General features: G+C 58.1%; 12 protein-coding genes. 10 read left to right on the forward strand and 2 right to left on the reverse strand.

Annotated features, from left to right (window positions below):
* Positions 1-52 precede the first annotated feature (52 nt).
* The 4 genes from AB6T85_RS09310 to AB6T85_RS09325 all read left to right on the forward strand — a co-directional run bounded on the left by AB6T85_RS09310 (position 53) and on the right by AB6T85_RS09325 (position 5,464).
* Positions 53-1,495, forward strand: a complete 1,443-nt coding sequence (locus tag AB6T85_RS09310; protein ID WP_369895371.1) for a TolC family outer membrane protein — start codon at positions 53-55, stop codon at positions 1,493-1,495.
* The gene (locus tag AB6T85_RS09315) at positions 1,473-3,647 is read left to right on the forward strand and encodes a type I secretion system permease/ATPase (RefSeq protein ID WP_369895372.1); all 2,175 of its coding nucleotides are present in this window, start codon (positions 1,473-1,475) and stop codon (positions 3,645-3,647) included. The genes AB6T85_RS09310 and AB6T85_RS09315 overlap by 23 nt, the downstream gene beginning before the upstream one ends.
* Entirely contained in the window at positions 3,644-4,810 is a 1,167-nt protein-coding gene (locus AB6T85_RS09320) for a beta-barrel domain-containing protein (RefSeq protein WP_301251518.1), read from the forward strand. Before AB6T85_RS09315 ends, AB6T85_RS09320 begins: the two co-directional genes overlap by 4 nt.
* Before the next feature lie 135 nt (positions 4,811-4,945).
* On the forward strand, positions 4,946-5,464 hold the full coding sequence (locus AB6T85_RS09325) for an RcnB family protein (RefSeq protein ID WP_369895374.1): 519 nt from the start codon (positions 4,946-4,948) through the stop codon (positions 5,462-5,464).
* A gap of 60 nt (positions 5,465-5,524) precedes the next feature.
* Here the strand turns inward: AB6T85_RS09325 and AB6T85_RS09330 are convergent, their stop codons facing one another.
* On the reverse strand, positions 5,525-6,139 hold the full coding sequence (locus AB6T85_RS09330; protein WP_253456554.1) for a hypothetical protein: 615 nt from the start codon (positions 6,137-6,139) through the stop codon (positions 5,525-5,527).
* 135 nt (positions 6,140-6,274) lie between these two features.
* On the reverse strand, positions 6,275-6,865 hold the full coding sequence (locus AB6T85_RS09335) for an HD domain-containing protein (RefSeq protein ID WP_369895375.1): 591 nt from the start codon (positions 6,863-6,865) through the stop codon (positions 6,275-6,277).
* Positions 6,866-6,931: 66 nt separating this feature from the next.
* Between AB6T85_RS09335 and AB6T85_RS09340 the strand changes: the two genes are divergently transcribed.
* The 6 genes from AB6T85_RS09340 (at position 6,932) to dppB (ending at position 13,847) form a co-directional block, all read left to right on the forward strand.
* Entirely contained in the window at positions 6,932-7,390 is a 459-nt protein-coding gene (locus AB6T85_RS09340) for a MarR family winged helix-turn-helix transcriptional regulator (RefSeq protein WP_301251517.1), read from the forward strand.
* Between the two features lie 101 nt (positions 7,391-7,491).
* The gene (locus AB6T85_RS09345) at positions 7,492-7,920 is read left to right on the forward strand and encodes an organic hydroperoxide resistance protein (RefSeq protein WP_125289275.1); all 429 of its coding nucleotides are present in this window, start codon (positions 7,492-7,494) and stop codon (positions 7,918-7,920) included.
* 267 nt (positions 7,921-8,187) lie between these two features.
* Entirely contained in the window at positions 8,188-9,885 is a 1,698-nt protein-coding gene (eptB, locus tag AB6T85_RS09350; protein ID WP_369895377.1) for a kdo(2)-lipid A phosphoethanolamine 7''-transferase, read from the forward strand.
* Between the two features lie 199 nt (positions 9,886-10,084).
* Positions 10,085-10,414, forward strand: coding sequence for an SMR family transporter (locus tag AB6T85_RS09355; RefSeq protein ID WP_301251515.1), 330 nt, complete (start codon positions 10,085-10,087; stop codon positions 10,412-10,414).
* A gap of 613 nt (positions 10,415-11,027) precedes the next feature.
* Entirely contained in the window at positions 11,028-12,638 is a 1,611-nt protein-coding gene (dppA, locus tag AB6T85_RS09360) for a dipeptide ABC transporter periplasmic-binding protein DppA (RefSeq protein WP_301251514.1), read from the forward strand.
* A 189-nt stretch (positions 12,639-12,827) separates the two neighbouring features.
* The gene (dppB, locus tag AB6T85_RS09365; RefSeq protein WP_253456545.1) at positions 12,828-13,847 is read left to right on the forward strand and encodes a dipeptide ABC transporter permease DppB; all 1,020 of its coding nucleotides are present in this window, start codon (positions 12,828-12,830) and stop codon (positions 13,845-13,847) included.
* Positions 13,848-13,852: the final 5 nt, after the last annotated feature.

Raw genomic sequence — 13,852 nt, forward strand, 5'->3', positions numbered from 1 at the left:
CCGGGCGACGCGCCTGCCGCCCGGCCTGGCCAGGGATTTTCAGGATGAAGCTATGGAAAGACGTTTTACCGCCTTTTGCTGCCTGCTGGCGCTGCCTTGTGTCAGCCTTGCGCAGCCGTCGCCGCCGAAAGAAGCGCCTGATGGATTCTGGGGGCTTTTTTCCGGCGCGCCGGACACCCTGCCTGAGGCCGCCGCAGACCAGACCGATATGCTGCCGACGGGCGACGGCAAAACGCTGCCCGTCGACTGGCACGCCGCGATCCTGCTGGCGGTGCAGCACCATCCGGCCATCAGCAGCAGCATCGCCTCGCTGGAGTCGGCGGGCTTTAGCATCGATAACGCCAGCGCGGGCTATCTTCCCGCGATTAAAGCGGGGGTTACCTCGGGCAGACAGCAGGACGAAGGCAGCGGGCAAATCGCCACGCTGGGGCTGTCGCAAATGCTTTATGACTTTGGCAAAACCGGCGGCGCGGTGGATCGGGCAACGGCCGGCTATCTGCGGCAGGAGGCCGCTTTGCTGGCGCAGGTCGATACCGTGATTGAACAAACGGCGCTGGCGCTGAACGAGGTCTGTCGCTATACGCAGCAGCTCGATAACGCTCGCAAACAGGTCAGGGCGCTGCGGGATATTTTACGGCTTACGCAGCTGCGCGCGACGGCGGGTGCCAGCACGCGCGTCGATCCCGTACAGGCGCAGGCGCGCGTCGAAGCGGCCGAGGCGCAGCAGCAGGAGAGCGAGATCAAACTTCGCCAGGCGAAGTACCACCTTCAGGCGCTGCTGGGTCAGCCGATGGCGGACAGGCCGATCGCCACGCCGCTGGATCTACAACCGCTGATCCGCAAACTGGGCACCACGCTCGATCTGAACAGAAACCCCACCATCCTTATCGCACAGGCCGACGTCGCCATCGCCAGCGCCGATCTGCGCAGCAGCAAAGCGCAGCGTTATCCCACGCTGTCGCTGGAGGCCAGCAGCAACAAATATATCGGCGATATCGCCCGCTATCAGAGCCGTAGCCAGTATCAAAACGTCTATCTCTCCCTGAACAGCACGCTCTATCAGGGCGGCGCGCTGGCGGCGCAGGAAAACGCCAGCGCCCGCGCGCTGGTCGCGGCCAGAGAAACCATCAGCAGCCAGAAGCTGGAGCTGACCGACCGGCAGCGCAGCGCGTTTCAGAGCATGACTGGTCTGCAAAACAACATCAGCATCCTCGCCCGGCGGCTGCGCACCATTACCGAGACGCGCTCGCTTTACCGCGAGCAATATCTGGCGCTGGGCAACAGGAACGTGCTTGATTTGCTCAACGCCGAACAGGAAATCAGCCGTGCGGAGCTGGATCTGATCAACGCCCGCCGCGACCTTTGGGCCGCCGAAGTAACTTATCTTGCGCTGGCCGGTGTGGCCAGAGACGCCTTCAGCATCGATATTTCGGGCGTCCAGGCGCAGCGGCAAACAGTGAAAAATGAGCCTTATGAACAACCCTTTCTCAGATAACAACGCCACCGATCTTCCTGAAAAAAGCCGCTACCTGCCGTGGCTGGAAGCCCTGCTGCTGATCGCCAGGCATTATCGCCTTGAGGCTTCGCCAGAGCGGGTAAAAGGCGAGGCGGAGTGGCAGCTGCGACAGCTGCCGCAGGACAAGCTGATTGAAAACATGGCGCGCCAGCTCGGTCTGCTGGTGCTGTTTGACGACTTCCATCCCGACTGGCTGGACGCCTGGCGGCTGCCGCTGGTGGTGGATTTCGGCGCGCGCGGCGTCGGCGTGGTCACGTCGCTGAGCGCCGAAGGCCAGGCGAGCGTGATGCTGACCGGCGAAAAACAGCTGCAAAGCGTGCTCAGCGTGGACGAGCTGGGCCGCTATGCGCAGCGCGTGCTGCTTGCCCGCCCTGAAACCGCCGTGCCCGACGCCAGAGTCGACGACTATATTCAGCCTTACCGCGCCAGCTGGCTGTGGCAGACGCTGCTGCGGGAGTGGCCGAGCTGGATCAACATCATGTTCGCCTCGCTGATGATCAACGTGCTGGGCCTGGCGGCGATGCTGTTTACCATGCAGGTGTACGACCGCATTATTCCTTCGCAGTCCGTGCCGTCACTGTGGGTACTGTTTGGCGGCGTTATGATTGCGCTGACTTTTATCTTTATCCTGCGCATGGCCCGCACTTATATTTCCGACTGGGCGGGCAAGCGCGCCGATTTGCGTATTTCCGACAAGGTCTTCGGCCACGCCTTGCGCATCCGTAGCGACGCGCGGCCAAAATCAACCGGATCTTTTATCGCGCAGATCCGCGAGCTGGAGCAGCTGCGCGAGCTGATCGCCTCCACCACTATCTCCGCCGTGGCCGATCTGCCGTTTCTGATCCTCTTTCTGATCGTGCTCTGGCTGCTGGGCGGCTGGCTGGTGCTGGTGCCGCTGGTGGCGATCCCGCTGATTGTGCTGCCGGGACTGCTGGCGCAGCGGCCGCTGGCGAAGCTTTCCAGAGCCACCATGCGCGAGTCGGCCCTGCGTAACGCCATGCTGGTGGAGTCGGTGCAGGGCGCGGACGATATCAAGCTGCTGCGCGGCGAGCCTTACTTTCAGAACCAGTGGAACCACCTGAACGAAACGATCGGTAAGGCGACGGTCAGGCAGCGTTTTATCAGCGGGCTGCTGGCCAGCTGGACCAGCGAGGTACAGACGCTGGCCTATGTCAGCGTGGTGCTGGTGGGGGCGTTGCTGGCGATGGACGGCGATATCTCCACCGGCGTGCTGATTGGCTGCTCGATGCTGGCCTCGCGCATGATGGCGCCGCTGGGCCAGCTGGCGATGATTTTTAGCCGCTGGCAGCAGGCGAAAGTCGCCAGAGAAGGGCTGGCAAGCCTGCTAAACAGCGAGGTAGACCAGCCCGAGCGCGGGGCGCAGGTGCATCGCGCAAAACTGTACGGCGACTACAGCCTGGACGGTATTGTCTATCGCTACAGCCCTGAAGCCGCCCAGGCGGCGCTGGCGCTCGATAAGCTGACCATCAAGCCCGGCGAAAAAATCGCTCTGCTGGGCCGCAACGGATCTGGCAAATCCACGCTGCTGCAAATGCTGGCCGGGCTGCTGCGGCCTACGCAGGGCGCGCTGCTGCTGGATGGCGTCCGGCTCGACACGCTCGATCCGCTGGATGTCCGGCGCGACGTCAGCCTGGTCAGCCAGTCCTCGTCGCTGTTTTTCGGCACCATCCGCCAGAATTTGCGCCTGGGAATGCCGCTGGCTACGGAGGAGGAGATGCAGGAAGCGCTGGCTATCGCTGGCGCTATGACCTTTATCCGCCAGCTGCCGGAAGGCCTGGACTATCTGCTTCACGAGGGCGGCAAAGGCTTGTCCGGCGGGCAGCGCCAGCTGCTGCTGCTGGCCCGCGCACTGTTGCGCCAGCCCGCCGTGCTGCTGCTGGATGAGCCGACGGCCTGGCTGGACGACGCCGCCGAAAGCCGCCTGATCGAAAAGCTTAAGGCCTGGTCGGGCGAGAAAACGCTGATTATCGCCACGCACCGACCGGCAGTGATGCAGCTGGTGGATCGTATTTTACTGTTGGATAACGGCAAAATCGTGCGTGACGGGACGAAGGAGCAGCTGCTGGTTAAACCGGCCGCGCCGCGCCGCAAAACGGAGGCGTCATCATGAGCGGACGCTTCAGAGGCCGCAAAAAAACGGCCGGGCGCGGCAGCGCGCTGATCGTCTGGTCGCTGCTGACGATGCTGCTGCTGTTTTTTCTCTGGGCCAGCCTGTTTGAACTGGATGAGGTCACGGTCGGCGTCGGCAAAGTCATCCCCAGCAGCCACGCGCAGATCGTGCAGTCGCTGGAGGGCGGCATTCTGCAAACGCTGAAAGTGCGTGAAGGCGACGTGGTGGAGGCGGGTCAGGTGCTGGCGTTGCTGGATCCCACGCAGCTGGATTCCGGGCTACAGGAGAGCACGGCAAGAATGCGGGCGGCGCTGGCGACGGCGGCCCGTTTGCAGGCGGAAACGGCGGGCAGCGAGCTGCATTTTCCGCCCGAGGTGCTGGAGGACGGCGATCTGGTGGCGGCCGAGACGGCGCTGTATCGCTCGCGCAGGGAGAACCTGGACAAAACGCTGAGCGGCCTGCGTGAAGCGCTGACGTTGATCAATCGCGAGCTTAAGCTGACCGCTTCGCTGGTGGCGCAGGGCGCGGCCAGCGACGTGGAAGTGCTGCGGCTGAAAAGACAGGCTAACGATCTGCAAAGCAAGCTGAACGACGCGCAAAATCAGTACATTGTGCACGCGCGGGAGGACCTGGCGAAAGCCAATGCCGAGGCCGCTTCGCAGCGGTCGGTCATCATCGGACGCGCCGATGCGCTGAAGCGCACGACGATAGTCGCGCCGGTCAGGGGTATCGTCAAAGCGATCGAGGTCAACACGGTGGGCGGCGTGATCCCGCAGCGCGGTAACCTGATGGAGCTGGTGCCGCTGGATGAACAGCTGCTGATTGAAGCGCAGATTTCGCCGCGCGACGTGGCTTTTATCACGCCGGGCCAGCGCGCCGTGGTCAAGCTGACCGCCTATGATTTTAATATCTATGGCGGCCTTGAGGGCAAAGTGGCTTCCATATCGCCGGATACCCTCCAGGACGAGGTGCATCGGGACAACTACTACTATCGCGTCTATGTGCGTACCGAAAAAGATTATCTGCTTAATAAAAAAGGGAAAAAATTCCCGGTGCATCCGGGGATGATCGCGATGGCGGAAATCCATACCGGCAGCAAAACCATTATGGCTTACCTGTTGAAACCGCTGAACCGGGCGAAAGAGGCGCTACGCGAAAGATAACGCTGGGCGAAAAGGGCAGACCACGCTTTTTCCTGCTTCCCTTGCCTGAAAAGAAACGATAATGTGCGCGTGACGAAGTGGCGCTTCCTCGCTGACCGGTGCCACCTGATAATTTCATTTTCAGCGGAGAAACTCATGAGTAAGTCGACGTCCATTCTCTTTTCTGCTTTTTTACTGGCTGCCACGCCGTTAGTGTCTACGGCTTTTGCAGAAGATGTTCAGACGCAGCAGGATCCTGCCGCCGCCGCGCCAGCCACGGATGCCCCAGCTGCGAATACGCCAGCCACGGATGCGCCAGCTACGGATGCGCCAGCTACGGATGCCCCATCCGCCGCGCCGATCGCGCCGGAAGCACAAACGCCTTCTCAGGCGCAGACGCCTTCAGGCGAAACGGCCGCGCCGCAGCGCGATCCGGCCCATCCTTATGAAATTCAGTACTTTTTTGCCGATTTCCAGCGTTTCACTATCGGCAGCGTGGTGCCTGACCGCTACCGCACTAAAAAATATGAAATTGTGGACTGGAAAACCCGCAACCTGCCTGCGCCTGAGCAGGGCACCAGCTGGACCTATATGGGCGGCAACTACGTGCAGATTTCTAAAGAAGATGGCCGCATCCTGAAAGTGGAATCCGGCGACATTTTTTACAAGCAATAAGCTATAAAAAAGCCCGGCGTTAAACGTCGGGCTTTACGAGTATTGGCAAGGCGGCGTTTTTTATTCCGCCTTTGCCCGATCGCCATACAGATACCCCAGCGAAGCCAGCAGGCACAGGCTATAGCCCAGCAGTTCGCAGCCTTCCTCCGCCATGTTTTTCACCGTATGGTTATAGCCATCCAGCATCAGGTGCTGCCACAGGTCGCGCATACCGAACAGGCGAGCAAACACCAGAATGGTCAGCAAACCCGCGCACAACATGCCCCAGGCAGGATGACGCAGCAGATCGGCCAGGCCTTTCACGGCGCGCTTTGGCTGAAGCACGGCAATAACGACGCACGCGGCGGCAGTGGCCAGCGCGAACCACACCCAGCTGCCGTGTGACAGCTCGTCGAACAGGAAATCCAGCTCGCGGATCAGCATACAGGTGAAGAAGCCGCCGATTAATATCAGCGTCGGCCTGATGGCAGGCTGTCGATATGCGCCATGAAAATAGAGCAGCGCGATAGCCAGCAGCATCAGTTCCTGAGCGATTTCAGTAAATGAGGTTTCGTGTACGCCATCGTTCATCCAGCGAACATCGATAAAAACCATTCCCATCATGGCGGCCAGAAACAGCGCGCAGCCAATAAAAGCCAACGCCTTGCGGCGGATAAAAAGTAAATCAGATTGCATAACGCCCCTTATTTTTTCGAGGCGATTATAGGCACTGAGTTGACGCAGGCTTACCAATTAATGCCGCCGGCCTGCGGCAGCGGCGCCGATTTGAGTTAATTAATGCAGAAAAGCGCCGAAAATCCCGGTTAAGGATTAATTCGGCAGCTGATATCTTTGCTGCTGGCGGGTGAACCAGGCAAGCGGCACGTAATAGGGCGCCTGCGTCAGCTGCTCAATGCCGCTTTCGATAATAGTGGAAGCCTGCCGCCACAGCGCTTCATTTCCGTCTTTCAGCAAGGCGATCTGCACGCGTTTTTCTGTCAGATAAACGCGGGCAAAATGCGGATCGTAATGAATAATCGAGCGGGTGTTATCAATGATATCGGCCAGCTTGATGGTCTGGGCGTCGCCCGAGGCCTGTGCCGTATGGCGAAAATGGGCCACTTTACGCGCTGCGCGATTTTTTGCGTCGGGCTGCTTGCTGTCGGTCAGCATCGCCACCAGCGAGGCGACCTCCGCGCCAAAATGGCTCTTGATATCCGCCAGCGTGTTGGACGTATCCTCGACCGTATCGTGCAGCCATGCGGCGGCCAGCATGATTTCGTTATCGGTTACGCTGCGCACCAGCTCCACTACCGCAGCCGGATGTACGATATAAGGCTCATCGGTATATTTGCGACGCTGACCCGTGTCAGCATGAGCCTTGCTGGCGTAGCGTCGGGCCTTTTCTTCCAGTGAATACATCGGTTTTCTCCCCTGAACATTAAGATTCGCTTGCAATTATATAGCGCACTATTTATATTTTTTGCCATGATCACAGATAAAGATGACAAAAAAGCGGAAGCCTCGCCACTGTTGCTTGATCAACAGCTTTGCTTCGCGCTCTATTCCACCAACCTGGCGCTGCACAAGCTTTACCGCCAGCTGCTGGCACCGCTCGATATCACCTATCCGCAATATCTGGTGATGCTGGTGCTGTGGGAGCGCGATGACGTGACGGTTTCCGAAATCGGCGAACGGCTGTTTCTGGACTCCGCCACGCTGACGCCGCTGCTGAAAAGGCTGGAGGCGGCGGGTCTGTTGGATCGTCAGCGCTCGCGCAAAGACGAGCGCCAGGTCGTGGTAACGCTGACCGAACAGGGTCGCGAGCTGCGCCATAAAGCGGTCGATTTACCTCAGGCCGTCAGCTGCGCCGCCGCCTGTGATGCGGAAAAAATGCGCGTGCTGAAAGCCGAACTGGAAAGCCTGCGCGACAGCCTCAACGGCTAGACCGTAGTCTCGCTCCGGAAAGTCTATACTGATTACAGACGCCTCATTAAGTCGCTCGCGATTTAATAGCGCATATAAAACCCAATGAAAGGAGTTGCCTGATGTCTTTAGAAAAAGTCGTTTACCGTGCCAAAGCAAAAGCCACCGGTGGTCGTGACGGTCGTGCTACCTCTTCAGACGGCGTGCTGGACGTAAAGCTGGGCGTACCGAAAGAAATGGGCGGCGCGGGCGGCGAAGCCACCAACCCTGAACAGCTGTTTGCCGCTGGCTACTCGGCCTGCTTCCTGGGCGCGATGAAGTTTGTCGCCAACCGCGACAAAATCACTATGCCAAAAGAAGCCTTTATCGAAGGGGAAGTGGGCATCGGGCCGCTGCCGACCGGTTTTGGTATCGAAGCTAAATTGAATATCCATCTGGAAGGAATGGACGCGGCGGAAGCGAAAAAGCTGGTGGACGCGGCCCATATCGTCTGCCCTTACTCTAACGCAACCCGCGACAATATCGACGTAACGCTGAATATCATCAACTGATAACGGCGCTGGCCGGAGTCGCTATGGCGCTCCGGCTGTCTGTAACCCTGCGACCCGCCGCGTTTCTCTGCTTATTCCCGCGATTGAACTGATAAATCCCCGATAATGTGGTTAACTACGCCGCTTGCGCGTGGAGGTGAATTTTTTCCCTTCAGAATCGTCCGGGGAAAGTTTCTCAGGGTGATAATCGACCCTATAACCGAACTCTGGCGAAACGGTATGGTCTGATTAGCGTTTACTCTAAAGCTACGCCGGGATAAAGGTTGCATGAATTACATTAAAACACTGACGCAGCAAAAGCTCTCGTTTTTGCTAGCGTTTTACATCGGTATCTTTCTGAATATTCCCGTTTTTTATCGTCGTTTCGATCCCTTTCTGGCCCACTTCAGCGTGGCGGAATGGCTTTCCGCCGTGGCGGAAGTCGTCGCCATCGTTCTGCTGACCTTTTTCCTGATGCGGCTGCTGTCGCTGGGCGGCAAAATTTTCTGGCGCGTGACCGCTACCGCGCTGGTGCTGATTTCGGTAGCCGCCAGCTACTACATGAGTTTCTTTAACGTGGTGATCGGCTACGGCATCGTCGCGTCGGTGATGACCACGGATACCGATTTGTCGAAAGAGGTGATTGGCTACCATTTTGTGCTGTGGATGGTGCTGGTCAGCGCGCTGCCGCTGCTGCTGATCTGGCGCAACTCGCTGCGCCTGACGCTGATTGAGCAGCTGAAAACGCCGGGACAGCGCCTGAAGCCGCTGGGCGTGCTGCTGCTGGCCGTGGCGCTGGTCTGGCTGCCTATCCGCTATTTCGACAAGCAGCAGAACATCAACGAGAAGCTGACCAATGTCGATCTGCCGAGCTATGGCGGCGTGGTGGCGCACTCTTATCTGCCTTCCAACTGGCTGTCGGCGCTGGGGCTGTTTGCCTACACCAGCTACGACGAGACGATGGACGGTAAAGACCTGTTCGATCCGGCAAAGCAGTTTACCTATAACGCACCGGCCGGGCTGGACGACACCTATGTGGTATTCGTGATTGGCGAAACCACCCGCTGGGATCATATGGGCCTGCTGGGCTATAACCGCGATACCACGCCAAAGCTTTCCCACGAGAAAAACCTGGTGGCGTTCCGGGGGGAATCCTGCGACACCGCAACCAAGCTTTCGCTGCGCTGTATGTTCGTGCGTGAAGGCGGCACCGATGAAGGGCCAGGCCGCACGCTGAAAGAACAGAACGTTTTTGCGGTGATGAAGTCGCTGGGCTTTAGCTCGGAGCTTTTCGCTATGCAAAGTGAAGTCTGGTTCTATAACAATACCGATGCGGATAACTTCGCGTTCCGCGAGCAGATTGGTTCGGAAAAGCAGAACCAGGGCAAGTCGGTGGACGATATGCTGCTGGTGCCGGAGTTGAAAAAGTCGCTCGATCGCCATCCTGAAGGCAAGCATCTGGTGGTGCTGCATACCAAAGGCTCGCACTACCTTTACTCGCAGCGCTATCCGCGCGAGTTTGCCCGTTATCAGCCTGAATGTATGGGCGTGGACGATAAATGCAGCAAAGCGATGCTGATCAACGCCTTTGATAACTCGGTGCTTTATACGGATACGGTGCTGGAAAGCGTGTTCGATCAGCTGCGCGATAAGAAAGCGATTGTCTTCTACGCGGCCGACCACGGCGAATCGATCAGCGATAACATGCACCTGCACGGCACGCCGCGTCATATGGCGCCGCCGGAGCAGTTCCGCGTGCCGATGATCGTGTGGGCTTCCGATAAGTATCTGGCAGACCCGGCTAACCAGAGCCGCTTTGAACGCCTGCAGGCGCAGCAGCGCGTGGGCGCGACGCATCGTCACGTTGAGCTGTTCGACTCGGTGCTGGGCTGCCTGGGCTACACCTCTCCGGATGGCGGCATCAAAGAGACGAACGACTGGTGTGCGGATCCGACAAAGCGTAAAGCTTCTGGCGGCAAAATCTGACGCGCCGCGTCACACCCCAGCCCCCGGAGCCGTAGCGGCCGGGGGTTTTTTATTGCCTGCCGTTAAGGCCGTATTAAGGTTGGCGCAGAGAGTCATGCGTGGGATCAAAAAAACCGGGGCAGATTCTTGCAAGATAAGCCGCGGAAGCGCTGTGCGCTTCTTCCTCTAACTGAACGGATAACCCAGGAGAACGGTCATAATGATGTATCTCATTTTATTTATCGCCATTGTGGCGGAAGTGATTGGTACCACCTTGCTGAAAACGTCGGAAGGTTTTACGCGGCTGTGGCCAACTCTGGGTACCGTATTTTGCTACGGCATCGCTTTTTACTGTCTGTCCCTGACGCTGCAGCATCTGCCGACCGGCATCGCCTATGCCATTTGGTCGGGCGTGGGTATCGTGTTGATCTCGCTGGTCGCCTGGCTGTGGCACGGCCAGCGGCTGGATCTGCCCGCGCTAATCGGCATGGCATTTATCATCGTCGGCGTGGTTATTATCAACACGCTTTCCCGCGCCGTTTCGCACTGATTATCCGTTATCGGCGGCCCTTAAGCGCCGCCGACACCGGCAGCCGATCGTGCTGTGGTGTAAAAATACCCGTCTCGCTTTATGCCCTTACTATCCGTAAAAAAGCCTTTCTCGCCCGCTGCCGCCGCGTTAATTCGCGCTGCGCTGTACCTGACCAAAAAAACGCGTTATTGGCCGTTTTTTATCCTGCCGTTGCAGAATTTTTGCCTGGAATGGCAGGTATAAGCAAAGCGTATTGTTAAAAAAATGGGATACAGGCGACTATTTTCAAGGGTTTTTTTGCAACGCGTTTCACTGGCTGCTGATTTTCTGGCGCTATTTTAAGCGGCATTAAAAGTTAACGGCGCATTATATGCGCTGGAAAAGGTCGCTTTTGGTTATTTTTTATATTTGTCTGTCGCCTCTCATCCTCTGTGTAAATAGCCAACGGCCGTATTGACGTTTTCTGCAACTGTTGACAAATTGATCGCTCAGAAGAGAAAGGATAAGGATTTGTCTGATGGCATCAGCCTCGCCGCGTCTTCTACCCAAACCTTCTGATACGTACGGGCCACTATAAAAAAATACAGGCCTGACGAACTGCCTAATACAACATCACAACTGGAGCAGAAGCATGCGTAATTCCCTGGCTAAAAACAGGATGCTGAAGGTCGGTTTGAGCCTGGTCGCCCTGACCGTGGCCGCCAGCGTCCAGGCCAAAACCCTCGTTTATTGTTCCGAAGGATCGCCTGAAGGCTTTAACCCACAGCTTTTCACTTCCGGCACCACTTACGATGCCAGCTCCGTACCGATCTATAACCGCCTGGTGGAGTTCAAAGTCGGCACCACCGAGCTACAGCCCGGCCTGGCGGAAAAGTGGGACGTGAGCGAAGACGGCAAAACCTATACTTTCCACCTGCGTAAAGGCGTGAAGTGGCAAACCACTAAAGATTTCAAACCTACGCGTGACTTTAATGCCGACGACGTGGTGTTCTCCTTCGAGCGTCAGCTGGATAAAAACAACAAGTATCATGGCGTTTCCGGCGGCAGCTACGAATACTTTGAAGGCATGGACATGCCGAAGCTCATCAGCAAAATTGAGAAGGTGGACGACCACACGGTACGCTTTGTGCTGACCCGTGCGGAAGCGCCGTTCATGGCCGATCTGGGGATGGATTTCGCGTCTATTCTCTCTGCGGAATATGCCGACAAGATGCTGCAAGCGGGCACGCCGGAAAAAGTCGATCTGAATCCGGTCGGCACCGGCCCGTTCCAGCTGCTGCAATATCAGAAAGATTCCCGCATTCTCTATAAAGCCTTTGACCAGTTCTGGGGCACCAAACCGAAAATCGATCGCCTGGTCTTCTCCATCACGCCGGATGCCTCGGTGCGCTACGCCAAGTTGCAGAAGGGCGAGTGCCAGATCATGCCTTATCCGAATCCGGCCGATCTCGCGCGGATGAAGGAAGACAAGAATATCAACCTGATGCAGATGCCGGGCCTGAACGTCGGCTATCTCTCCTATAACACCGAGAAAAAGCCGCTGGATAACGTCAAGGTTCGCCAGGCGCTGACCATGGCGGTGAACAAGAAAGCGATTATCGACGCGGTTTACCAGGGCGCGGGCCAGGCGGCGAAAAACCTGATCCCGCCGACCATGTGGAGCTACAACGACGCGGTGCAGGATGACGCCTACGATCCGGCCAAAGCCAAAGCGCTGCTGAAGGAAGCGGGCATGGCGGACGGCTTCGTTATCGATCTGTGGGCGATGCCGGTACAGCGTCCTTATAACCCGAACGCTCGCCGTATGGCAGAGATGATCCAGGCCGACTGGGCGAAAATTGGCGTGAAGGCCAAAATCGTCACCTACGAGTGGGGCGAATACCTGAAACGCGCGAAAGCTGGCGAGCACCAGACCGTGATGATGGGCTGGACGGGCGACAATGGCGACCCGGATAACTTCTTCGCCACGCTGTTCAGCTGCACCGCGGCGAAGGATGGCTCTAACTACTCTCGCTGGTGCTACAAGCCATTCGAGGATCTGATCCAGCCTGCGCGCGGTGAAGCCGACCACAACAAGCGTATCGAGTACTACAAGCAGGCTCAGGTCATGATGCACGACCAGGCGCCTGCGCTGATTATCGCTCACTCCACCGTGTTTGAGCCGGTCAGCAAAAAAGTCTCCGGCTACGTGGTCGATCCGTTAGGTAAGCATCACTTCGAAAACGTCGATATCCAGGAGTAAAGAGAGCGGCCGGTTCGCCGGCTGCTTTACCCATCCCTGTGGGTCGTGTTCGACGGCCCGTCGCAAGGCTTAAGTCAATCTGGTCAAGGCGCCGTTAACGGCGTCGCGGACGGGCTGCCCGACCGTAAGATGTGAGCAATTATAATCCCCCAGGCTACGGTCTGCGGGAACTTAAAGAGAATCCGGATTATGCTGCAGTTCATACTCCGACGTCTGGGGCTTGTTATCCCGACGTTTATTGGTATCACCCTGTTAACCTTTGCTTTTGTCCATATGATCCCAGGCGATCCGGTACTGATTATGGCGGGCGAGCGCGGCATGTCCGCCGAACGTCACGCCCAGCTGCTGGCGCAGATGGGGCTGGATAAGCCGCTGTGGCAACAGTATGCCTCCTACGTCTGGGGCGTGCTGCACGGCGATCTGGGCATCTCCCTGAAAAGCCGTATTCCTGTCTGGCAGGAGTTCGTGCCGCGCTTTAAGGCGACGCTGGAGCTGGGCATCTGCGCGATGATTTTTGCCGTCGCGGTAGGTATCCCGGTCGGCGTGCTGGCTGCGGTAAAGCGCGGTTCCATTTTCGATCACACCGCCGTCGGCATCTCGCTGACCGGCTACTCCATGCCGATTTTCTGGTGGGGCATGATGCTGATCATGCTGGTTTCAGTGCAGCTCAACCTGACGCCCGTCGCTGGACGTATCGGCGACACGGTGTTTCTGGACGACAGCCAGCCGCTGACCGGTTTTATGCTGATCGATACCCTGTTCTGGGGCGAAGAGGGCGACTTTAAAGACGCCGTGATGCATATGATCCTGCCCGCTATCGTGCTCGGTACTATCCCACTGGCGGTGATTGTGCGTATGACGCGCTCGGCCATGCTGGAAGTGTTGGGTGAGGACTATATCCGCACCGCGCGCGCTAAAGGGCTGACGCGGATGCGCGTGATCGTGGTGCACGCGCTGCGTAACGCGATGCTGCCGGTGGTCACGGTTATCGGTCTCCAGGTTGGCACCATGCTGGCCGGCGCGATCCTGACCGAAACGATTTTCTCCTGGCCCGGCCTGGGCCGCTGGCTGATCGATGCCCTCCAGCGTCGCGACTACCCGGTAGTGCAGGGCGGCGTGCTGATGGTGGCCATCCTGATCATTCTGGTCAACCTGCTGGTTGACGTGCTTTACGGCGTGGTTAACCCGCGCATTCGCCACAAGAAATAGGGGGC

The organism is Erwinia aeris (assembly GCF_041224955.1).
In the GTDB taxonomy this organism is placed as follows: Bacteria; Pseudomonadota; Gammaproteobacteria; order Enterobacterales; family Enterobacteriaceae; genus Erwinia; species Erwinia aeris.

Excerpts from the sequence above, each read along its gene's own strand:
- eptB (WP_369895377.1), top strand. The coding sequence starts at position 8,188 with ATGAATTACATTAAAACACTGACGCAGCAAAAGCTCTCGTTTTTGCTA.
- AB6T85_RS09315 (WP_369895372.1), top strand. The coding sequence starts at position 1,473 with ATGAACAACCCTTTCTCAGATAACAACGCCACCGATCTTCCTGAAAAA.
- AB6T85_RS09335 (WP_369895375.1), bottom strand. The coding sequence starts at position 6,865 with ATGTATTCACTGGAAGAAAAGGCCCGACGCTACGCCAGCAAGGCTCAT.
- AB6T85_RS09330 (WP_253456554.1), bottom strand. The coding sequence starts at position 6,139 with ATGCAATCTGATTTACTTTTTATCCGCCGCAAGGCGTTGGCTTTTATT.
- AB6T85_RS09340 (WP_301251517.1), top strand. The coding sequence starts at position 6,932 with ATGATCACAGATAAAGATGACAAAAAAGCGGAAGCCTCGCCACTGTTG.
- AB6T85_RS09310 (WP_369895371.1), top strand. The coding sequence starts at position 53 with ATGGAAAGACGTTTTACCGCCTTTTGCTGCCTGCTGGCGCTGCCTTGT.
- AB6T85_RS09355 (WP_301251515.1), top strand. The coding sequence starts at position 10,085 with ATGATGTATCTCATTTTATTTATCGCCATTGTGGCGGAAGTGATTGGT.
- AB6T85_RS09345 (WP_125289275.1), top strand. The coding sequence starts at position 7,492 with ATGTCTTTAGAAAAAGTCGTTTACCGTGCCAAAGCAAAAGCCACCGGT.
- dppB (WP_253456545.1), top strand. The coding sequence starts at position 12,828 with ATGCTGCAGTTCATACTCCGACGTCTGGGGCTTGTTATCCCGACGTTT.
- AB6T85_RS09325 (WP_369895374.1), top strand. The coding sequence starts at position 4,946 with ATGAGTAAGTCGACGTCCATTCTCTTTTCTGCTTTTTTACTGGCTGCC.
- AB6T85_RS09320 (WP_301251518.1), top strand. The coding sequence starts at position 3,644 with ATGAGCGGACGCTTCAGAGGCCGCAAAAAAACGGCCGGGCGCGGCAGC.
- dppA (WP_301251514.1), top strand. The coding sequence starts at position 11,028 with ATGCGTAATTCCCTGGCTAAAAACAGGATGCTGAAGGTCGGTTTGAGC.